Origin of the sequence: Paraburkholderia sp. BL6665CI2N2, assembly GCF_004366535.1 — a bacterium.
Classification (GTDB): Bacteria; Pseudomonadota; Gammaproteobacteria; order Burkholderiales; family Burkholderiaceae; genus Paraburkholderia.
Genome location: NZ_SORC01000001.1, coordinates 4405899 through 4427600 on the forward strand (window position 1 = coordinate 4405899; position 21702 = coordinate 4427600).

Here is a 21702-nt window from a genome sequence, read left to right on the forward strand (position 1 = left end):
TTTTTTGCCTGCTCGGCGGGGTGGGTTGGTTTGTGGTTCTCTGGTTTTTTGTTGGGCTTTGCTTGCGGTCGCTGGGGGTGGGTTTGCTTGCTGGGTGGGCCTTTTCTTGAAGTCTTTGTGGTTTATTAGTGTTGCCCCTGTGCGGGGCGGCACTCCCTTTCTTTGCCGCCGTGTATGGACCGGAGACATGGGTAACAGGTGTGCGGAGACATGGGTAACACTCTGGGCGAGCGAATCGCCTGGAGCCGGTTATGCCCTGGAACCCGAGAGACACCATGAATCTGCGTCTGGAATTCGTTCAGCTGGCCTCGCAGGAAGGCGCCAACCGTCGTGAACTGTGCCGGCGCTTTGGCATCAGCCCGAAGACCGGCTACAAGTGGCTCGATCGCCACGCGCAGGGCGGAGCCACCGCGCTGACGGATCATTCGCGACGGCCCCGGCAGAGTCCGGCACGCACGACAGCGTCGGTCGAGCAGCGCGTGGTCGAACTGCGGCGGGCGCATCCGGCCTGGGGTGGACGCAAGATCAGCCGACGTCTGTGCGATCTGGGTCACACGGACGTGCCCGCTCCCAGCACTGTGACCGATATCCTGCATCGCCACGGGTTGATCGACCCGGCCGCTTCCGATGCCGCCACGGCCTGGCAGCGCTTCGAGCATGCGCAGCCCAACGATCTCTGGCAGATGGATTTCAAGGGCTGGTTCGACCTGCAGGACGGACGGCACTGTTCACCACTGACCATGCTGGACGATCATTCGCGCTACAACGTGACACTCGATGCCTGCATCTGCACCGACACCCGGATCGTCCAGCATCATCTGGAGCGCACGTTCCGCCGCTACGGGCTGCCGCTGCGCATCAACGCGGACAACGGTTCGCCGTGGGGCAGCCCCAGCCAGCCGGGCCAGTTGACCGAACTGGCCATCTGGCTCATCCGGCTGGGCGTGCGACTGTCGCACAGCCGCGTGGCGCATCCGCAGACCAACGGCAAGGAGGAGCGGTTTCACCGCACGCTGAAGGCCGAGGTGATCGCCGGGCGCCATTTCAGGGACCTGCCCAGCGCCCAGCAGGCGTTCGATGAGTGGCGCCCGGTCTACAACCATCAACGCCCGCATCAGGCACTGGACATGGCGACCCCGGGCACGCGCTATCGACCGAGTCCACGCGCCTACCCCGAAATCCTGCCGCCGATCGAGTACGGCGCAAACGACCACGTGCAGTGCGTGAAGTGGAACGATGAACTACGCTTCAGGAACCGGCGATTCAAGGTATCGAACGCATTGCAGAACCTGCCCGTGGCCATCCGCGAGCGCGTCGATGAAGAGAGCTGCTACGACCTGTTTTTTGCGCATCACCGTTTCGGAACCATCAACCTGAACCAGCAGGAATGAGCGGATCATGTGTTACCCATGTCTCCGCACACCTGTTACCCATGTCTCCGGTCCATACACGGCGGCAAAGAAAGGGAGTGCCGCCCCGCACAGGGGCAACGCTAATAAACCACAAAGATTTCAAGGAAAGGCCCACCCAGAGACCAAACAGCGACCAAACAGCCAAAAAACCCACCTCCCGGCAACCACAATAAGCCTGCTGTAGAATTTGACCCACCGGCGTCAAAAACCACGCCCACTCCCCCGAAGGTCATCGTCGATGCAAATTCAGATTCACAAGGAAGTCGATGCACGCGGGCTCATGTGCCCGCTGCCCATTTTGCGCGCCAAGAAGGCGCTCGCCGACATGGAAAGCGGCCAGATTCTCAAGGTGCTCGCCACCGATCCGGGCTCGCAGCGCGATTTCGCCGCGTTTGCGAGACAAACCGGCAATGAAATCATCGAAAGCTCCGCGCATGACAAGGTTTTCACCTTCCTGATGAAGCGCCGCTGACGTCGACGCACCAGCGCGCGCCCCGAGCGATCGCCAGAAAACAAAAGGCGCTGTGCCCACGAATGCAGGCACAGCGCCTTTTAACTTCGGTTCAACGCTACCGGGTGGCTAACGGCTCACAGCCCGCTCAACCTTCCAGCACCGGCGAACGGGTGCGCAGATATTCCTCGAAATCGGCGGCCACTTCCGGGTGACGCAAGGCGAACTCGACGGTTGCCTTCAGATAACCCAGCTTGCTGCCGCAGTCGAAACGCGTGCCGTGATACTTGTACGCCAGCACCTGTTCGTCGGCGAGCAGCGACTGAATCGCGTCCGTGAGCTGCAATTCGCCGCCCGCGCCCGGCTTCAACGCACGCAAATGGTCGAAGATGCGCGGCTTCAGCACATAACGGCCGACCACGCCGAGATTCGACGGCGCCACGCTCGGCTCCGGTTTTTCGACGATGCCCGACATCTTGATGATCGAGTCTTCCCACTCCTTGCCGTCGACGATACCGTACGACTTCGTCTCCTGAGCCGGGATCTCTTCGACGCCGATCACCGAGCTGTGATAGTGGTCGAACACCTCGATCATCTGCGTCATGACGGGCGGCGTGCCGTACAGCAGGTCGTCCGCAAGAATGACGGCGAACGGGTTGTCGCCCACCAGCTTTTCGGCGCACATCACCGCGTGGCCCAGGCCCAGCGCTTCCGGCTGACGTACGTAGAAACAGTCCACATGGCTCGGCTTGATGCTGCGCACGAGCTCCAGCAGCTTGTCCTTGCCGCGCGCCTCGAGTTCGGCCTCGATTTCGTATGACTTATCGAAGTGGTCCTCGATCGCGCGCTTGCTGCGACCCGTGACGAAGATCATTTCGGTGATGCCGGCCGCCATTGCCTCTTCCACCGCGTACTGGATCAGCGGCTTGTCGACAATCGGAAGCATCTCTTTCGGGCTCGCCTTCGTGGCAGGGAGGAACCGGGTGCCAAGACCTGCTACCGGAAAAACCGCCTTTGTAACTTTTAGCATGTGATTACCCTGAATCCTCTGAATTAGCGATCGGTCCTTGCCCGCCGCCTGGGACGGGCACGGAGCGTGATCAAACCGGCAAGCGCGCCAGTTGGGCTTTCAGCTTGCCCACTGTCGCTTCGAATTCTGCCAGTCTTTTCTGCTCCTGCTCAACGACTGCCGGCGGTGCCTTGGCAACGAAACTTTCGTTCTGCAATTTGCCGTTGCACTTGACGATTTCCGTACTCAACCGCGCAATCTCCTTCGACAACCGCTCGCGCTCGACTGCCACATCGATTTCCACTTTCAGCACGAGCTTGTCATTCCCAACGATAGCAATTGGCGCGCCATCTGCCTGCGCATCCAGGCTTGCCTCGTCGGCAATGATCTGCACTTCGGACAAACGGGCCAACGCCTGCGCGTACGGAGCAAAGGTGCGCAGGCGCTCCGCGTTGCCGGTAGCGAGCAACGGCACCTTGACCGCCGGCGACAGATTCATTTCGCCGCGCAGGTTCCGGCACGCATCGATCACCGCTTTCAGATCGGCCGCCCACTGTTCCGCTTCTTCATCGATCTTCGACGGTTCGGCGACGGGGTACGGCTGCACCATGATGGACGCTTCGCCCTCGGCTTTGTCCTTGGGATAACGCCCGGCCAACGGCGCCACTTTTTGCCACAGCGCCTCGGTGATGAACGGAATCACCGGGTGCGCCAGTCGCAGCACCGTCTCGAGCACGCGCAACAGCGTGCGGCGAGTTGCGCGCTGCTGGTTCGGCTGACCCGTCTGGATCTGAACTTTCGCGAGCTCCAGATACCAATCACAGTATTCGTCCCATACGAACTTGTATAGGGCGTTGGCCACATTATCAAAACGATAATCGGCGAAACCCTTGGCGATTTCCGCTTCCACGCGCTGCAGCCGCGAGACGATCCAGTAGTCGGCCTGGGAGAAATGCAGGTGCCCGTCCGGGCCGCATTCGCCGCATTGTTCCGGCTTGCCGAAGCCGCAATCGTGGCCTTCGCAGTTCATCAGCACGAAACGGGTGGCATTCCACAGCTTGTTGCAGAAGTTGCGATAGCCTTCGCAGCGCGCCAGATCGAAGTTGACATTGCGCCCGAGCGTGGCCATCGACGCCATCGTGAAGCGCAGCGCGTCCGTGCCGAATGCCGGGATGCCGTCGGGGAATTCCTTACGGGTTTTCTTCTCGATGGACGCGGCCTGCTTCGGATTCATCAGGCCGGTGGTGCGCTTGGCGACCAGCGCGTCGAGGCCGATGCCGTCGACGATATCGATCGGGTCGAGCGTATTGCCCTTGCTCTTCGACATCTTCTGGCCTTCGGCGTCGCGCACGAGGCCGTGCACGTAGACCGTGTCGAACGGCACCTTGCCGGTGAAGTGCGTGGTCATCATGACCATGCGCGCGACCCAGAAAAAGATGATGTCGAAGCCGGTGACCAGCACCGACGACGGCAGGAAGTGCTTCAGTTCCGGCGTTTCGTTCGGCCAGCCGAGCGACGAAAACGGCACCAGCGCGGACGAGAACCACGTGTCGAGCACGTCTTCATCGCGCTTGAGCGCGCCCGTGTAGCCGGCGGCCGCTGCCTTGGCGCGCGCGCCTTCCTCGGTCTTCGCGACGAAGATTTCGCCGTTTTCGCCGTACCACGCCGGAATCTGATGGCCCCACCAGAGCTGGCGCGAGATGCACCAGTCCTGGATGTTTTCGAGCCACTGATAGTAAGTGGTGGTCCAGTTTTCCGGCACGAACTTGATTTCGCCGCTGCGCACCACGTCGAGGGCCGTTTCGGCGATCGATTTGCCCGGATTGAAGGTGCCTTCCGGTGCCGGCTTGCTCATGGCGACGAACCATTGGTCCGTCAGCATCGGCTCGATCACGACGCCCGTGCGGTCGCCGCGCGGCACCATCAGCTTGTGCGGCTTGACCGATTCGAGTACGCCGAGCGCTTCGAGGTCGGCCACAACTTGCTTGCGGGCTTCGAAGCGGTCGAGGCCTCGGTATTTTTCCGGCGCGTTGTCGTTGATCTTCGCGTCGAGCGTGAGGATTTCGATCATCGGCAGCTTGTGGCGCAGGCCGACCTGATAATCGTTGAAATCGTGCGCGGGCGTGACCTTGACGACGCCGGTGCCGAACTCGCGGTCGACATAATCGTCCGCGATGATCGGCACTTCGCGGCCTGACAGCGGCAGCGTGACCGTCTTGCCGATCAGATGCGCGTAGCGCTCGTCTTCCGGGTGGACCATCACGGCGGTGTCGCCGAGCATGGTTTCCGGGCGCGTGGTGGCGACCGTCAGATGGCCGGAGCCGTCCGTGAGCGGATACTGGATGTGCCAGAGCGAGCCGTTTTCTTCTTCGCTGACCACTTCGAGGTCGGAGACGGCGGTGAGCAGCACCGGGTCCCAGTTCACGAGGCGCTTGCCGCGGTAGATCAGGCCCTGTTCATACAGGCGCACGAAGACGTCGCGCACGGCGGCCGACATCTTGTCGTCCATCGTGAAGTATTCGCGCGACCAGTCGATCGAAGCGCCCAGGCGGCGCACCTGGTTCGTGATGGTCGAGCCGGATTCCTGCTTCCATTCCCAGACGCGTTCGACGAATTTTGCACGGCCGAGGTCGTGGCGCGAGATGCCTTGTGCGTCCAGTTGCCGTTCGACGACGATCTGCGTGGCGATGCCCGCGTGGTCCGTGCCGGGCACCCACAGGGTGTTTTCGCCGAGCATGCGGTGATAGCGGGTCAGGCCGTCCATGATCGTCTGGTTGAACGCATGGCCCATGTGGAGGGTGCCTGTGACGTTCGGCGGCGGCAACTGGATCGAGAAATCTTTCCGGTTTTCCTCGATGGTGGGCGTCGCGTAGGCGCGCTTTTCCCATTCGGGGCCCCAGTGGGCTTCAATGGTGTGGGGCTCAAAGCTTTTGGCAAGCGTAGAGGTGGTGTCGCTCGGGGTCTCGCTCATTTGTGTCGGTTCGGCTGGTGAATGCTGAGAATGGTTGATTATAAGCGGCGCCTGGCGGGCGGGCGGGTTTTGGGTGTTTTGGTCGGATGGTTCGGTTGCCTGGCGTGTGGGCCTTTCCTTGATTTGTTTGTGGTTTATTGGCGTTGCCCCTGTGCGGGGCGGCACTCCCTTTCTTTGCCGCCGCAAAGAAAGGAAGCAAAGAAAGCGGCTTCACACCGCCAGCTTACAAGCGGGTCCCCAGGCTTGGAGGAGGCAGTGGCACATCTGGAATCTGTGCCCTCGCGCATTCGGAGCTTGTGACAAGGCCGTCATACCGCCCGCCTCGCGCTGCGCGCTCGCCGGAACGGTCTGTCCAAAAACCCGTCGCTGCGCGCGTGTGCAGTGGGGCCACCGGCTTCGCCCCGGCGATGCCGCGAAGCGGCCGGCGGTCTTGAAGGCGGCGGCCGCGGTGGACGGAGCCGGCACCACGGGAAATGCCGTCGGACGTGGAAAATGACGAGACGAAAACAGTTGCGCGCAAAAAAGCAGAGTACCCTGGCAAGCCGCCCACGCGGGAAATCCGTCCACGACTCATTGAACGCTTGGCATCGAAACGACCGACGTTTTGCAGAACGACCGCGACGGCGCGCGCAGCGCCGCCGGAAGAATGAGCGCCTTGTCACGAACGCGGAAGGCGCGAGGGCACGGATTCCAGATGCGCCACTGCCTCCTCCAAGCCAGGAGACCCGCTTACAGGCTGGCGGCGTGAAGCCGCTTTCTTTGCTTCCTTTCTTTGCGGCGGCAAAGCAATTATCGCCGTACAACCCTTATGGGTAGGCGCTTCTAGCGATTAATGCAATTCGTTACCCTCAATCCTACCCCCAATACAATTTTTGACGCATTGACGCAAAGTTACGAGCTGTCCGGCGCTTTCGCCTAGAACTGCGCGGTCATTTGAAAGCCGACCGTCGCGCGTGCTGTCGGAAAGCCTGACGGCTTGTAGATCGGTGTTCCGGCGAACAGGTCGTAGGACAGGCCTGCAATCTTTGCGGGCACACCACCGCGAATGCCGATCACCGCGCCCGCCAGTTGCGTCCCCGCCAGAAATGCCGTGTTCGGCCCGAACACGTGCCCGTAGTCGATCCCCGCATACAACGTCTGTCCTGTCTGGAAGACCGGCCATTGCAGTTCGTTGCGCCAGTAGAAGCCTTTCTCTGCTGCGAGCATCGTTTCGCCGTCGAAGCCTCGCACCGTGTAGCGGCTGCCGATGGTCAGGTCGTCCAGATAGAACAGCGTGTCGTTGGTGAACTGGCCGTGAACCGTCGTCACGTAGCGGAAATTCTGTGTTGCGACGGCGAACGGCACCGACAGGTTCGCGTCGAGCACGGCCATGTGAAAGCGGTACGTCGGGCCGTCCGGGTACGGGTTGGGCGTCGCGCCGAGTCCGCCGATGCCCTGACGGTATGCAAGCGTGCCGTCGAACTGCGCCGCGCCGAAGTAATGCCGGTCGGTCGCGCCGAGTTCGAGAAATGTATTGTTGCGCGCCTGTGTCGGAATGCTCGCATCGTCCATGAAGCTGTCGCCGAAACGCTTCGATAGCTGCACGTATCCGCCCAGCACGTCGTTCTGGCCACGCGAGAGAACGCGTGCGATGCGCAGCGCGGCCGTCTGTGAATTGCCGCTCGATACGACAGTATCGTTCACGACGGCGATGTTCTGATAGTACGTGTTCGTGTTGCCCGAGAGGGTCGCCGTCCAGTAGCCGAACGGAATGGAGTACGAACCATTGAACCCGTGCGAGCCAAGCGACTTGTTGCCGAACGACAGATCCTGATTCGCGCCAACCGTGAACACGTCATTGAGCCCAAGCGGGTTATCAATGCCAAGGCTGACGTTGCCTTGCCACTTGCCCGTCGACGACGTGCCCGAGTTATCGACCGAAGCGACGAACGTCCACGGCTTCGCGCGCCTCACTGTCACGACGACATCGCTTTCGCCTGGGATGTCGGTCGGTTCGATCTTCATGTCCACGTCCTGACTTGCAACGCGCTTCATCTGCTCCAGACCTTGTTCCAGATCGCGCATGTTCAGCAGGTCGCCACCGCTGACGGGAAACGCGTTCTTCCACGTTCCCCACATGGAAGGATCGGCCAGCCGGACCTGTCGCACCAGACCCGGCACGAGCGCGAACGACAGCGTGCCCGCCGTCAAATCCTGCTGAGGCACGAGTACGCGCGTGGTCACGTACCCGCGACCTAGCACGGCCTGCTGCAATCCCTTGCTCAATATGTCGATGCCTTGCTTGCCGACGCATTGCCCCTTGTAGTGGTCGAGCCATTCGCGCGCGAAGGCGAACGGGTCGAGCGGCAAAGCCGATGCGCCTTTCGCGTGCGCTGCGGCCGAAAGCGTGTCGGGCACATCGAGCGCGAACCGGTCGATGCGAAAGCACGGCGTTTCAGCCGGCAGCACGGGAAAGGCTTCGATCTTCGTCACAGCCGAGCGCACGGCGGGCGCCGATACTGCCGCTTCGCGCTGCTGCGCGTCGCGCCGCTGCTGCTGGTTCTGTTCGGTTTCTATACCGCCGAGGCTTTGCCCCTGCACGTTGGCCGCGAGCGCGACCAAAGCCGATAGCGGCAGCGCCGCCAGGCTCTTTCTGATTCTCATAACTATTTGTTCCGTGATTCAAAACTTGTAGTTCAGTAGTTCGCTACAACCCCGATGACGACCAAACAGGTGCCCATTGCCATTTCTACAATAAGTCGATTAGTCCAACCCCTTTGCAGGGGATAAAACGTCTTTGCGTACCTTGTTTTGTACGGCAGTCGTAGCGTCCATTTTCGGCAAGCCCCTATAAAACACGAGACCCCAAGCACAGGTATCATTAACCGCGCCACCACGTCTGCATCGACGCCGCGCGGCACCCCGAATACAGGGATCGCGATAAACACTGCGGCTCCTATTGTCAAACTAACGCACAGAAACACATAAACAGGCGTTATAAATTTCTTGCAGCAGTTGGTTGCAATGGAAGACATCTATTTAGCGGCCCGACGATTTTTTCTCGTAAAGCTAAATGATCAGCGCGCAACGCAGCATGGCAGGGACAATCAGCTTTACCCGCTTTCACCACGTTTCCGCGACGAGCGCGCCGCTGACCATTGCGCTTCGCTCGCAGGTCTGGGCCGCGCATCGTCAAGTTGAAGATTGTGTGTTCGGCTATTTCATCGAGCAATAAACTCGCTCTTTTCCTTTTGCCATTACTTGAACCACGGCCCAAAACGCGAAGGCGGGTCACTCAACAGCCCCATCTTTCGAAGGGACTTAAAAATCTTGTCAACAAAAGGAAAAGCAAAACTGCTGTGGGCACGAAGACAATTCACATCGACTGTATGTCGTCCAAATGGAACACCAATCTGTACAATCCCGAAAACTGGAAGGCCCAAAACGCCGCGATGAATGCGGCGAATAGCCCAACGGTGACGCAAATTTCCAACGTCGAATAAAGTCTTCGCCAGTTCATTTTTTCGATCCTGCCTGCGTCGCGTCCTTGATTAGGGTTGCCCCCTTGCTGGCAATACCGTAGGCCGAGATTGCCTGCGTCGTTCCGTATGGCGCAGCCGTGTTTAAGAACGGAACGAGCGTATTGTTGTTCATCCGCGGTACAGTCACATCGAAGATGGTTCCCGATCTGTTCATGCCGTCTGCTACACCCATTTTCAAAGGCACTTGTGCGCGAAGCGCGAGGGCAGACGCACCCAAGTTGAGGGTATCGTACATAGTATCGTCCCATGTAGGGCTTACCTCGTTGAACACGTAACGTAGCGGATTAACGCCAGATGAGTTGATCCCGTCATAGCGGTTGTATAAACTCTCCATCCCTTCGGCCATGTCGCTTGTGCTGAACGCAGCCATTGGTACTCCAGCCGAACAACCGAGTGCAGTGGCGCAGAGTCCCACGCCTGTTTTTACAGTGACAGCACCGACAACTACCTTGGCCGCATCTTTCGCAATACCCAACGGATCGCTCTTAACCATGTCGGTGACCTTCTGCTCCGGCGTGTAATTGAACAAACCCGCTTCCTTCTGATTTTTCACCCACGACAGTTCCGGCACGAGTTGCGACGCATCAAGCTGACTCACGTAATTCGCGTTGTACTGGTCGCTGCCCTTCGGATATTCGGCCCAGCATTTCACCGCATAGCACGCCGCTTTGGTCAGCTTCACCTCTTCAGCTTTGTCTCCGTTCGCCTGATCCGTGATCTTTTTCTCGCCCGGATGCAACTGGCGGTTGAACCGACAGGGAGCGACGTTAGAAATAACGGTCACTTAACCGCAGGTTTGTTCGCACTACCTTCGCTGATGCGCACCAGTTCGAAATCTGCCGATCCGCCATTCTTATAGGATAGGAAGAGGTGATATTCACCGGGATTGATTTCAAATGTTTTATCTTTGAAAATGAGATTATTTGATTTCAATGTCATTGGAAAGCTGTCGAAGATAAGGAACGGCGCATTGGACATCATACCCGTTAGCCCGCACCTCACGTAAGTCCCATCACTACCTTCGGGCTTCTTGTGCGTGCTCGAGGTTTCGCACACGCGCGGCGTGATTGTGTCGAACTGTCTGCCGTCTTTTCTGTAGAGGCGAAACAGTGGGAGGTTATTTCCGGCGGCATCACCACGGATGACTAATACAGACGATACATCCCAGTTGCGGCCTTTCGTGTTTGCCACTTGATAGGTTCCATAAAATTGTTCCAGGCTTTCCGCTGCCTGACCTTTTAGGCCCTGATTTTCATCTGCCATATCCGGGACAAGCGCGGAGCACGCGCTAACGACTGGGAATAGAAGCGCAACAAAGTATCGGATACTCATGAATTTTCTCTCAAGGCAAATAGCTAAAACGGTTTTTAAAAAACAAATCCGTGCTGCCGCAGGCAGCGACGAATCTGCTGTTACTGCGATCGTCTTTCAGCATGGCTATTAAGATAATTGCCGCTGCCAAAACGTCCATTTGGCGTGTACATTTCGACCGTTCCGCAGCGACGAGACTGTAAAGAATCAGCCGGGCAATACAGGCAGATAAAAACACAATGAATGCATAAGTCGATCTGCCATGCAATAAAGGCACCGGCAAGGCAGATTATCCAAAAAAATAGAGACCTTATTGGCAATCTGACCATTTATTTTTGACCACCTAAAAATATGCGTGTGATGAATTGCAGGCCAGGTGGCAAAGCCGGCAAGAACCGGGCTGCCCTTTCGCCCAGTTCTAAAAAAAGAACTTTTTAATGGCGAGTGACACCAGAATTACAATGACGACCCCAACAAATATCTTGTAGGTTCGTTTTTGTTCTGGCGTCATACGCTTCCATTCTTCATCCGTTGGCCCTCGCATATTTTTCCTCCTGAATCATTTCTTGTCATTGACCAAAACCGAATGGCTCCAAGGGACGACGCCTGCGGTAAAACCTCCAGGGGTAGTAACGCCCAATTCAACAGCCGTCGAACCGCCATACGCGTGGGTTATTGCACCCATGACGTTAACTCTTCCCGCCGGGATAGAAACGTAGATTTGATTCCCGTCTCCATTCATAAATGCGTTGGTCGAGGAAGCATCGTGTGATCCCCAAACCCAACCTAGCGTAGCGGCTCCGCCCGGTGCCCACGATGCAGGCGGGAATGACTGGCTAACACCATACGACAGATAAGTCGTGCCGTCGTAGAGGTTCACTGCTCCGCCAAGGGTACCCGATAAGCTGCCGGTGCCAACAGTTGCATAGTTCGGCGAAATCGCAGAAATAATGGATGTTTGATTTACTGCTTGCGCCAGATCGCCCTGCGCCTGAATCGCTGCGTTCAACGTCGCATCGCTACACTGAGCACCTGCGGGACACACCTGCGCCACCAGATCCTTCTGATTCACCGGCTTGCCATTGGCATCGAACTGGCGGTTGAACCGGTCCACGTCATAGCCCGAGAATGCGCCGGCATTACCGCCGACCGCCGCGCCCGCGCCAGTCGCAATCGCGTTTGCCACGATGTTGCCGAGCGCTTCATTCATTGAAGCGTTGCCGGCCGGGTTCGAGTCAGCAATTGCGTTGCTCAGCTTATTCAACTGACCCGCCGCAAGCGACACGATACCCGCGCCTGCCGCACCGCCGATTGCGTTTCCGCCAGCCAGCCCCGTCACCAGCGCGGCGCCCGCCGCCTGCATCATCGCGCGATTGGTCCCGCCTTCCTGCCAGCCGCCGCCGTCACCACCCGCTTCCTTCGCCTTGGCATCGGCGTAGTCACCAATCCGCCGCGACACGGTTTCACCCGCCGCGCCTGCCGCCGCCATCATGTCCGCCTGACGGTCCAGCAGGTTGTTTACGTCCGGCAGCTTTGCCACGGTGCCGTTGGTGTTCGACGTATCACGGTTCAGGCTCGCGATGTCCTGCGTCTGATGGGCCGTATCTGTCACGCTGATGGTCCCAGCGCTGACGCCGCCGCGCGTGGTCGCGCTGTCTCTGCCGCTGTCGTTCTGGCTCAGCATCGGTGCGACGCCGCCAGCGTTCGAGCCGGATGTGCTGCCGTGCGTGCTGTAATTCGCGCCGCCATCGCCGACCGTCACGCCGCCGCTGATGCCGCCCGTGTGCGCGGTGTAATTCGACGAGTTCTGGATATCGCTGTAGGTCAGCGTCCCCGTTGATAGTGTGTTCTTCGACGCATCCGCGCCGCTCGCAATCACCGCACCCTTGAGGTCCGTATTACCGACGACGCTGACATTGAACCCACCATCGCCCGCGCTGATGCCAGCCTGTTCATTCACCCCCGCATAACTGCCGCTCGCGTTCGCATTGGTGTGGCTGAAACTTGCGCTCCCGCCGCCCTGGCTGATCGCAAACCCGCCGCCCGTGCTTTCCTGATGGGCCGCGCTTGTCATCGTGTCCTGCACGCTCGCGATGTTCAGGTTGCCGCCGACCGACGCATTCACCTGATTGCCGCTCACGTTCGCGCCGATGATGTTGGTATCGCCACCCGAAATGATCGTCGCGGTGTTCGCCGTGCTCACGTGCGTGTTGTTCTGGATCGCGGTGTCGCTGTTCGCGTTGCCGTTGGCCTTCGACATCGACGCATCGACGCCAAACCCCTGCGTGCCATACGAAATACCGACGCTCGCGCTGCTCGACCGGTTCGTGCTGCGCGTCGAATCCGTGTCGGTCGTGTTCAGCAGGTTGACCTGGTTCTTCGCCGCGAGAATCACGTCGCCCGCATTCACATTCGAACCCGCAATCGTCACGTTGCCGCTGCCCGGCGTGCCGTTGCCAGTCGCGACGAACGCAGCCGTGCCGCCCGCCGAAACGTTCGAGCCGCGATTCGTCGTGCTGTTCTCGGCGAAGGTATTCTCGCTATGGCTGCTGCCGTAGCTCAGTTCAATCTTGGCCTCGGGTGCCGCGCCGCTCGCCAGCGCGCCAAGCGAACCCGCTGCATCCACCGCACTACTGGCCGCCGCCATCCCGTGCAGGGCCGCCGCACGATCATCCCGGCTACGGCTGGCCGCATGCGCCTGATCGACGGTGTTCGAAATCGCATCGATCACCGGCGCCTTGATCGCGAGCGTAAAGCCGCTCTTGCTGACGGTCTGTTTCTCGTCGTGGTTGTACGTGTCGGTCGCCGAATCGATCGTGACGTTCGCACCCGTACCCGTGACGTTCTGCGCTGCAATCAGGTCGCTCCCTGTTACGTGCAGGTCTTTACCCGCCGCAATGTTCACGCTGCCGTTGAGCGAGCCGACCGTGCTTGCATTGTTCGTCACGATGGCATTGTTGGCGGTATTGGTCTGCGCTACGGTGCCGTAGGAGATACCGATGCCGCCGCCCGCGCCAAAGCCCGTACTACGTTCGCTGTAGGATGACTTCGAAGTCTGCGTGTCCTGCGACGTCGTGATATTCACGTCACGCGCAGCATTGAGCGCAATGTCGTTCGTGCCAACAATCGTGCTGCCGGCGACATTGATATCCTTGCCGCTCGCGATGGTCACCGCGTCCGCCGACACCATGCTGCCTTGTGAGAGCGTGGCGCTGGTGTTGCTCGAACTCGCCACTTCCTTGCCGCTCACGACATTACTGTGCTTGTGCTGCTCCTGCGTATTCTCGACGTGCGTTTCCGTTGCCGCGCCGATGTTGACGTTGCCCGCCGCTGCAAGGGTCGCGGTTCCCTTGTCGAGCGTGACCGCGCTGCCTGTGACGTTGATATCCTTGCCCGATGCCACGGTCAGCGAATTGCCCGCGTTGAGCGTGGTTGCGGTAAGCGTGTCGTCCGAGCGGTGCAGCGATTCCGAATAGCTGCCGTGGCTGTCGCTGCCTGAACTGTTGCTATCCGTCGTTGAGGTCGCCTTGGCGGCCTGCAAGGTCACGTTGCCGTTCGCCGCAACGACGCCACCGCCGCCAAGATTGATATTCGCGCCGGTCGCCGTCAGGTCGCCGCCGACGCCAATCTGCGAAATGCCACCGACCTTGATGGAACTGCCGGTCGTCTGGTTGATGTCGGTGTTCGACACGCCGTTCGCACGCTCGACGATCTTGTGTTCGCCGGTCTGTACCGAGCCGATATCGTAGTTGCCGCCCACGGCCATACCGAGATTGCCACCGACGTTCAGATTGCCCGCGTTCTGCTCGACGTTACCGCCCGTGACGATGACCGCATTGCCCGCCACGTTCAGGTTCGCAATGGGGCCAAGCGTGGTCGTGGTGCGCGTCGCACCCGTCGCGCTGACCTGGTCGACAGTCCTGACCGCCGTATTCAGCAACAGGTCGCCGCCTGCGTTCAGCGCGAGACTGCCGGCGTTCACGGTGGCTGAAGTCAGGTCGACGTTGCCCTTCGTCGTCAGCGACATCAGGCCGCCGCTTTGCAGCGTGCCGAATGCATTGCTGATCTGGTTGCCCTGGATCGACAGCGCATTGCCTGCCTGTATCGTGCCGCTGTTCGTGAAGGTCTGCGCGTTCCGGATGTCGATGTCGGTTGCCGCAATCAGCGGGCCGTTCATGTTCTGCTGGCTTGCCTTCGCGAGATAAATGACGGGCACGAGTACCTGCTGACCGTTGACGGTCTCGGTTTGCATGATGATGACGTTGCCCGTAAGCGCCGCCACCTGTTCAGCCGACAGACTCATGCCGAGCGGCAGATCGAGCGACTTCGACAGCGTCGCGCCCGCATCCAGCAGCGACTGATACATCCCCTGAAGGTCTCAGGATTCCCCACAACTTTTTGTGTGGCAGGAGTGAATGATCGCTTGTAAACGGTCGGCGTCGATGTTAACTTTGGCCCATTCTGTTCGCGACGGCAGTTGGAATTGGTCGACGGAAACGATACTGACGACTGGGCGAGTGCCGAATTCAGCGAGGCGAATCTGGGGGACGCGCGCCTTGCACAACGTCTTGTTGCGTTGGCTCGCCGCCTCGCGCACAGTCCGCAGGGTTCGTTTCCCCAGTCACTCAAGCCAGCCGAACTGAAGGCCGCCTACCGCTTCTTCGATAATGAGCAGGTGGACACAAACGGGATCCTTGCGCCTCATATTGCACAAACGCTCGATCGCATGAGGCAGGTGCCGGTCGTGCTGGCAATTCAGGACACAACGGAGTTCAACCTGTCGCATCTGCCCGCGACTGAAGGCCTGGGTCGCGGCACCGGCAACAATGAGCAAGGCTTCATGATGCACAGCCTGCTGGCGGTCACGCCCGAGGGCTTGCCGCTAGGGGTGCTGGGCATGAAGACCTGGGTGCGCCCCCAAGAGGTGTTCGGCAAGAGGGCCCCTGCGGTTACGCGCCCGATCGAACAGAAGGAAAGTAACAAATGGCTTGAAGGAATCGACCATCTCGCGGCACTCAAGGTACGTTGTACGCAGACGCGGTTTGTCTGTGTTGGAGACCGCGAGAGCGACCTGTACGAGCTATTTGTCGCCGAACGCCCCGACGGGGTGGACTGGTTGATCCGCGCAGTACACAACCGCGTGGCGCGTCACCCGCAAGGCTACCTTTGGGAGGCTGTTCTAGCCACCCTGCCTCTTGGCGACACTGAACTGCGGGTGCCAGCCAGGGGCACACTTCCTCAGCGCACAGCACGGCTGACTTTGCGTTGTGCGAGCGTGCGACTACACTCTCCAAGAGCGCGCGCCAGCCGCCGAAGCCTGCCTGAGATTGACGTCTTTGCGATTCACGCCATTGAAGATAACCCCCCGGATGGCGTCGAACCGCTTGAATGGATGCTGCTGAGTTCGGTGCCCACGACCTCGCTTGATGAAGTTCTCGAACGGCTGGCCTGGTACGCGCGGCGCTGGACCATCGAGACGTGGCATCGCGTGCTCAAAAGCGGCTGCCGTATCGAGGCGCGCCAGTTCGGCACGCTCGACCGGTTCGTGAGAGCGACAGCTCTGTTTGCCGTCATCGCGTGGCACATCCTGTATGCAACACTGCTCGCGCGAACTGATACGCAGCTATGCTGCGAAGTACTGCTGCAACCCGTTGAATGGCAGGCGCTCTATTGCCACACCCACCGAACGACGCAACTGCCAGAGCAGGTTCCGACGCTGCAGCAAACCATCGTGTGGATAGGTATGCTCGGCGGTTATCTGAATCGTAAGCATGACCGGCCACCAGGACCGACCGTCATATGGCGCGGGTTTCTCGTCCTGCACGAAATTACGAAGATGTATCAGCTCTTCAAGCAAAGCGGATAGCGCGGCCTCTCAACTTTGTGGGTAAACCTGAGCCTGAAGGTCGGTGTATGGACCGAGTACCGCCTTGCCGGTCAGCGACGTAATCTGGTTGCGTACAAGCTGCTGCTCGTAGAAGCCATCGCCCAGGCGCTTTTCCGTCGTCTGCGGATTCAGGCCAAGCTGTTGCAGATAGTAGTCGCTCGAAACGAACGTCTTCTGGTTCGTGAATGCCGGGTTCGTTTCGATCAGGTAGGTGACGCCCGGTGCGGTCGCGGGGCTGAACAGCCCGCCTTGCGGAATCGAGAGGTTTTGCAGCACGTTCTGCGCGGTGGCGCTCGCAATCGCCGGATTGACCATGCTGCTGCCGCCATTCACCGACGCCGCGCCAGATTTCCCGCCGCTCGCGTTACCGCTCACTCCGTTGATATTGACGCCGGACATAGCCTGACCCGGTGCGAGACCGGGCGAAGGAATGCCGGCGTTGCCCGCCGTGTTGTCGATGCTGATGCCGTTGCCCGAGAGCGTGCCGCCCGCGACAAAGCTCGACTCATGGGACGGCAGTGCGTAGTTGCGGATATCGGCGGGTGCTGCCTGCGTGTAGCCGCCCGGAGTGGAGCCCGTGAACGGCGCATCGCCAAACGGCAATGTCCAGTCCGCAATGCTGTGGTCGTAGTTCGTGTAGTGGTAGTAGCCTGAATACGTGACCTGCACACCAGGCGCCGTCTGACCCTGCCAGCTATTCTGGTCGAGCGAGACGGGCGCTGCGATGCTGCCGACCGCCGCGACCGCGCTCCAGTAGTTCTGCAACAGACCGACCGACGAGGCATCGAGATTGCCCCCGGCGATGATCTGTCCTTGCGGGCTGATGCCTGCAATCAGGTTCGCGACCGCTACACCGGTATAGGTCGTGTACTGGTAGCCGCTGTTCCACTGGCCGCCGTGCGGCGGGTCCGTATTGACACCGCCGATCATGTCCGGGGTCGCATTGGACCAGCCGACAGTCTGCCCCGAGCACGCGGCCATCGTTACTGCCGTACATCCGGACAGGCTGATACCCAGTTGCGCCAGCAGCGCCGGATCGACCGGCTGGTTGAGGCCGGTCGTCGTCATCCGCGTGCGCGTGTTCGTTACCTGGGCGGCGTGCAGTTCCATGTCGCCGGCCGATTCGATCAGCCCCGACTGGTTGCGAATCAGGCCCGCGTTCGTGTAACTGCCGTCCGCATTTTTTCCGCCCGCCAGTACCACCTTGCCGAGACCGTAAATCGCCGTCGTCGCCTGAGTGTCGGTCGCCGTGGTGTCGTCGCGGTTTTCGATGTCGTTCGACAGCAGTTCTAGCGTCCCGCTACTGTCGGTTGCGCCAATCAGCGCGGTCGGCCCCGTGTTCGACAGCGATTGCGTCGCGTTGAGCGCGACGCTGCCGCCGACCAGCGTCCCCGTGTTCTCCAGCGTATTCGAGTGCGTCGCGAGGGTGCCGCCGGCCATCATCACGCCGCTGTTCCGGACATCGCCCGCATTGACGTTCAGGTTATTCGCCGCCTCGACGAGTGCGTTATTGCTGAATGTTCCCGGCAGGGTAAAGGACAGGTCGTGACCCGCGTTGAACTGGACATCCGGCGTGGGCGCAAAGTCGCCCTGAACGCTGACCATAACGTCATTGGCCGCGCTGTACGCGCCGCCGCCTGTGAGCGTCGCGGCAGTCACGGCGAGGTTATGCGTGGCGCCAATCTGGCCGCCCGCGTTCGTGACCGCGCCGGTCGTCGTAATCGACACGTCGCCGTTCGAACCGGCGAAGGTGCCGATCTGGCCGCCGCTGTTGTCGACGGTGTCGCCTTGCACGGTGACGCCCGCACCGCTGATCTGGCCACCGCGCTGGCCGTTCTGCGTATTGACGAGTGACGAAGTATTGACGGCAACATTGCCGTTGCCTGTTATCACGCCGCCGCTGTTGACGGTCTGGTTGCCGCCTTGCAAGGTCGTATTCCCCGAGCCGAGATTGCCGACGAGGCCGTTCGTGTTGTTGACCGACGAGGCCTGAATGCCGAGCGTGCTCACGTCGCCGGCCGCGCCTGTGCCGGACTGGATCTGTCCGTTCGTGTTCGTCAGCGCGCCGCCGCTCGCGAGTGACAGCGACGAGAGCGAACGAATGGAGCCTTGCGTATTGTTCAGGTCGCCGGCGATATTCGCTGCGATATTGCCATGCGCCGCGAGCACGCCGTTGGCGTTGTTCAGGCTTGCGGCGCGTGCCGCTATCTGTCCCGCCGCGATGATCGTGCCGCCGACGTTCGAGAAGTTGCCCGCGCCATTGCCGGGAGCAATCGTCAGCGTGCCCGTACCGGCGTCGATGATTGACCCGCCATCGTTGACCAGCGCGCCAGGGGCAAGCGTCAGGTCGGTGCTGTTGGTCTGGAATGTGCCGCCGTTCGAATTATCGAACGTGCCGCCGATGGTAAAGCCCATTGACGACGTGCCATACTGCGTGATCGTGCCGCCGCGGTTCAGCAGGTCCGTCGCTTTCAGTGTGAGCTGGTTTGCCTCGATGTCGCCGCCGCTGTTGTCGAGCGTCGCTCCCGTCGTCAGCGTGAGGTCAGGCGCGACAATCGAGCCGCCGCTGTTCGTCAGCGAACCCGTGCTGATCGTTTCCTTTGTGCCCGCACCGATCTGGCCGCCGTTGTTATTGAGCGTGCCGCTCGCAATGCTCGTATCGGTGTTCGAAAGCAGCTTGCCGTTCGTGTTGTCCAGCGCGCCGCCGAACGTCGCCGTCAGGCCGTCCTGTCCAATGATCGAACCCGATGCGTTATTGAGCGCGCCGCCCTGAATCGAGCCCTGGCCATTCGTGGCAATCCTGCCGCCGACGTTCGAGATTGCGCCCACGCCGTTCCCCGCATTGATCGACAGCTTGCCGGTCCCGGCGTGCGTGATCGTGCCACCGTCGTTATCGAGTGCAGCCGGTGCGAGCGTCAGGTCCGTGCTGTTACTTTGCAGCGTACCGCCCGCTGAGTTGTCCAGCGTGCCGGTCACGTCGAACGTCGTCGCGCCGGTTCCGGTCTGCGTGATCGTGCCGCCATGATTCACGAGGTTTGCGGCGTGCAGCGCGATCTGGCTGGCGCTTGCAGTGCCGCTGCTGTTGTCGAACGTCGCAGCCGACAGAGCGAGCACACGCGCCGCCCCAAACTGACCGGCGTTCGTGAGCGTCGTACCGGCCGACAGCGTCATGTCCGCATTGGTAGCGAACGTGCCGCTGTTGAACAGGGTCTGCACGGCAGACGCAATCAGACTCTGGACCGCCGTAATCGAACCCGCGTTGGCAATCTGGCCGCCTTGCAGTGCGACGCTTCCATTGCCACCGATGCTGCCACCCGCGCCATTGTTCAACAGACCCACGGACGAGAGGACGAGACCGTCGGTATTCAGCGATGCGACGTGTCCGGCGGCGTTATCGAACGAACCGGTGGACGCCTTCAATCCGGCCGCCGCCTGCATCGTGCCGCCCGCGTTCGAGACGGCGCCCATGACGTTCGCGTTCAGCGCGCCGCCCGACGCAATCTGGCCATTGCGGTTCGAGAGCGCACCGGCATTCAGCAACTGCGCGCCGCCCGACGAAAGCGCGCCGCCATCATTGTTCAGCCCGCCCGTTGCGTTGGCGACGAGCGTGCCGCCCGCGGTTGTTGTTGCGCCTGATGTGTTCAGGTCGCCGCCCGTCGCGGTCAGTACGAGATTGCCTTTTGCGGAGTTGGTGCTGCCTGCGACGTTGACCGCTGCCCCCTGCAAGTTCGCATTGCCGCCCGCCACGTTGCGGCCGGTTGACGTGAGCGCGCCGGACGCGCTCACGTTCAGGTCGCCGGTCTGCGCCAGCGAGCCGTCGCCGTTCACGCCCGCGGCAAGCGTGCCGGTCGAGGCGACGCTACCCGCGGCAATGCTCGTGTTCTGCTGCGCGGTGAGCATGCCGCTGTTCGTCAGCGCGCCAGACGTGGTCAGGCTGACGTTCTGCTGCGCGTAGGTCGTGCCGCTGTTGTCGATGTCCGGTGCGTTCGCAACGATATTGCCGCTTGCATTCGTCTGGCCTGCCAGCACCAGCTTGCCCGCCGATGTCAGTACGAGGTCGCCCGATTGCGCAGCCGCGATGCCCTTGAGCGAAACTCCTACGCCCAATTCTGTCCCGACCAGCTGGATGCGGTTCGCGTACATGCCGCCGAGATTGCTGACGTCAATCGAAACGCCAGGCGCGGGGCCGTTGCCTGTAATGGGTGTTGCATTGAGCGTGTTGTAATCGACGCTGTTTGCGCCGGTCACCACGTTCAGACTGGTCTTCGCGTAGACCGCCGCATTCGCCTGCACGGCGCGAGACAGCAAATCAACCTGATCGACGTTCGACGCGTTCAGACCGGCGCCGCTGACCGTGATGTTGCCGCCCGTGACATTAAAGCCAGACACGGAGCCGTCCGCGGCATAATTCGGAATGCCGGTTGTCAGCGTCGCGCGGCTCGTGTTGATGAATGTCCCACCGTTGACGGAAATCCCTGACGGACTTGCCAGAATCACGTTTGTGCGTTGGCCCGCGACTTCGAGCGCGCCGTTGAACTGTGACGCGCTCGCGCTATTGACCTGGTTGACGATGATCTTCGCGGCCTGTCCCGGCGCGAAATTCGGATTGCCGTTAATCATGCCGCCGAGTTGCGACTGAACCATCGTCGGCGAGTTGTTCAGGATGGCGCCGCGCTGCTGTACGTCGAACTGGTTGTAGGTGTTGACCGACACGCCCGCACCAGACGGACGGTTGATATTCACCTGACCCACGCCGTTCGGCGCCTGGATGACGGACGGGGCGTGCGCGCCGCCCGGTACGATCTGCGCGGCCGTCCACGACGGCAGCGCACCGAGTAGCGCGAGGGCGGCAAACGCAATCTGCCGCAAGGTGAATAGCGCGGTATGACCCGCTGGATTGCCGTGGCTGAAAACCTTGGTCTGCCCGTTTTCTTTTGCTGTCGCCGTGGCGGTTTCCTCGACGGCGACAAGCATGTTTCTCAGCCGGCTGAATACGAGCCGGTAATTATTCCTGTTCATCTGGCCTGTTCGTTATGCTAATTTGTATCGCCGGGTAAACTAGCGCCAGATGAAACGGAAAGCTCGAACTGACGGTCAGTCTTGCGCTGGAAGCAACGCTTCATGTCAAATCGGATTTGTC

At 60.6% G+C, this 21702-nt stretch carries 10 protein-coding genes and 1 pseudogene; 4 read left to right on the forward strand and 7 right to left on the reverse strand.

The features are described from left to right. Nucleotides 1–251: 251 nt before the first annotated feature. A complete protein-coding gene (locus B0G81_RS19620) occupies nucleotides 252–1391 on the forward strand; it encodes an IS481 family transposase (protein WP_134138061.1) in 1140 nt (379 codons plus the stop codon). A gap of 265 nt (nucleotides 1392–1656) precedes the next feature. After that, nucleotides 1657–1884 carry a sulfurtransferase TusA family protein gene (locus tag B0G81_RS19625; RefSeq protein ID WP_134143172.1) on the forward strand — a complete coding sequence of 76 codons (228 nt, stop codon included), beginning with the start codon at nucleotides 1657–1659 and terminating at the stop codon, nucleotides 1882–1884. A gap of 127 nt (nucleotides 1885–2011) precedes the next feature. Here B0G81_RS19625 and galU read toward each other — a convergent pair whose 3' ends face one another. The 3 genes from galU to B0G81_RS19640 all read right to left on the reverse strand — a co-directional run bounded on the left by galU (nucleotide 2012) and on the right by B0G81_RS19640 (nucleotide 8486). Then, nucleotides 2012–2893: a UTP--glucose-1-phosphate uridylyltransferase GalU gene (galU, locus tag B0G81_RS19630; protein WP_116117836.1), complete on the reverse strand. Its 882-nt coding sequence runs from the start codon at nucleotides 2891–2893 to the stop codon at nucleotides 2012–2014. A gap of 70 nt (nucleotides 2894–2963) precedes the next feature. Beyond that, the gene (locus B0G81_RS19635) at nucleotides 2964–5843 is read right to left on the reverse strand and encodes a valine--tRNA ligase (protein ID WP_134138062.1); all 2880 of its coding nucleotides are present in this window, start codon (nucleotides 5841–5843) and stop codon (nucleotides 2964–2966) included. A gap of 915 nt (nucleotides 5844–6758) precedes the next feature. Then, entirely contained in the window at nucleotides 6759–8486 is a 1728-nt protein-coding gene (locus tag B0G81_RS19640) for a ShlB/FhaC/HecB family hemolysin secretion/activation protein (protein WP_134138063.1), read from the reverse strand. 409 nt (nucleotides 8487–8895) lie between these two features. Between B0G81_RS19640 and B0G81_RS43740 the strand changes: the two genes are divergently transcribed. Then, on the forward strand, nucleotides 8896–9057 hold the full coding sequence (locus B0G81_RS43740; RefSeq protein ID WP_166679040.1) for a hypothetical protein: 162 nt from the start codon (nucleotides 8896–8898) through the stop codon (nucleotides 9055–9057). Nucleotides 9058–9338: 281 nt separating this feature from the next. Here B0G81_RS43740 and B0G81_RS19645 read toward each other — a convergent pair whose 3' ends face one another. From B0G81_RS19645 to B0G81_RS19655, 3 genes and pseudogenes are all read right to left on the reverse strand, one after another. Next, nucleotides 9339–10148, reverse strand: coding sequence for a hypothetical protein (locus B0G81_RS19645; RefSeq protein WP_134138064.1), 810 nt, complete (start codon nucleotides 10146–10148; stop codon nucleotides 9339–9341). Further along, nucleotides 10145–10696: a hypothetical protein gene (locus tag B0G81_RS19650; protein ID WP_134138065.1), complete on the reverse strand. Its 552-nt coding sequence runs from the start codon at nucleotides 10694–10696 to the stop codon at nucleotides 10145–10147. The genes B0G81_RS19645 and B0G81_RS19650 overlap by 4 nt, the downstream gene beginning before the upstream one ends. A gap of 538 nt (nucleotides 10697–11234) precedes the next feature. Then, nucleotides 11235–15053: pseudogene (locus tag B0G81_RS19655) on the reverse strand (hemagglutinin repeat-containing protein); the annotation flags it as partial. Nucleotides 15054–15158: 105 nt separating this feature from the next. Here B0G81_RS19655 and B0G81_RS19660 point away from each other — a divergent pair. Further along, nucleotides 15159–16541, forward strand: coding sequence for an IS4 family transposase (locus B0G81_RS19660; protein WP_134143108.1), 1383 nt, complete (start codon nucleotides 15159–15161; stop codon nucleotides 16539–16541). Nucleotides 16542–16550: 9 nt separating this feature from the next. On the opposite strand, the gene B0G81_RS19665 is transcribed toward B0G81_RS19660, so the two are convergent. Continuing rightward, on the reverse strand, nucleotides 16551–21581 hold the full coding sequence (locus tag B0G81_RS19665) for a filamentous hemagglutinin N-terminal domain-containing protein (protein WP_243856547.1): 5031 nt from the start codon (nucleotides 21579–21581) through the stop codon (nucleotides 16551–16553). Nucleotides 21582–21702: the final 121 nt, after the last annotated feature.

Excerpts from the sequence above, each read along its gene's own strand:
- B0G81_RS19635 (WP_134138062.1), bottom strand. The coding sequence starts at position 5,843 with ATGAGCGAGACCCCGAGCGACACCACCTCTACGCTTGCCAAAAGCTTT.
- B0G81_RS19650 (WP_134138065.1), bottom strand. The coding sequence starts at position 10,696 with ATGAGTATCCGATACTTTGTTGCGCTTCTATTCCCAGTCGTTAGCGCG.
- B0G81_RS19640 (WP_134138063.1), bottom strand. The coding sequence starts at position 8,486 with ATGAGAATCAGAAAGAGCCTGGCGGCGCTGCCGCTATCGGCTTTGGTC.
- B0G81_RS19620 (WP_134138061.1), top strand. The coding sequence starts at position 252 with ATGCCCTGGAACCCGAGAGACACCATGAATCTGCGTCTGGAATTCGTT.
- B0G81_RS19665 (WP_243856547.1), bottom strand. The coding sequence starts at position 21,581 with ATGAACAGGAATAATTACCGGCTCGTATTCAGCCGGCTGAGAAACATG.
- B0G81_RS43740 (WP_166679040.1), top strand. The coding sequence starts at position 8,896 with ATGATCAGCGCGCAACGCAGCATGGCAGGGACAATCAGCTTTACCCGC.
- galU (WP_116117836.1), bottom strand. The coding sequence starts at position 2,893 with ATGCTAAAAGTTACAAAGGCGGTTTTTCCGGTAGCAGGTCTTGGCACC.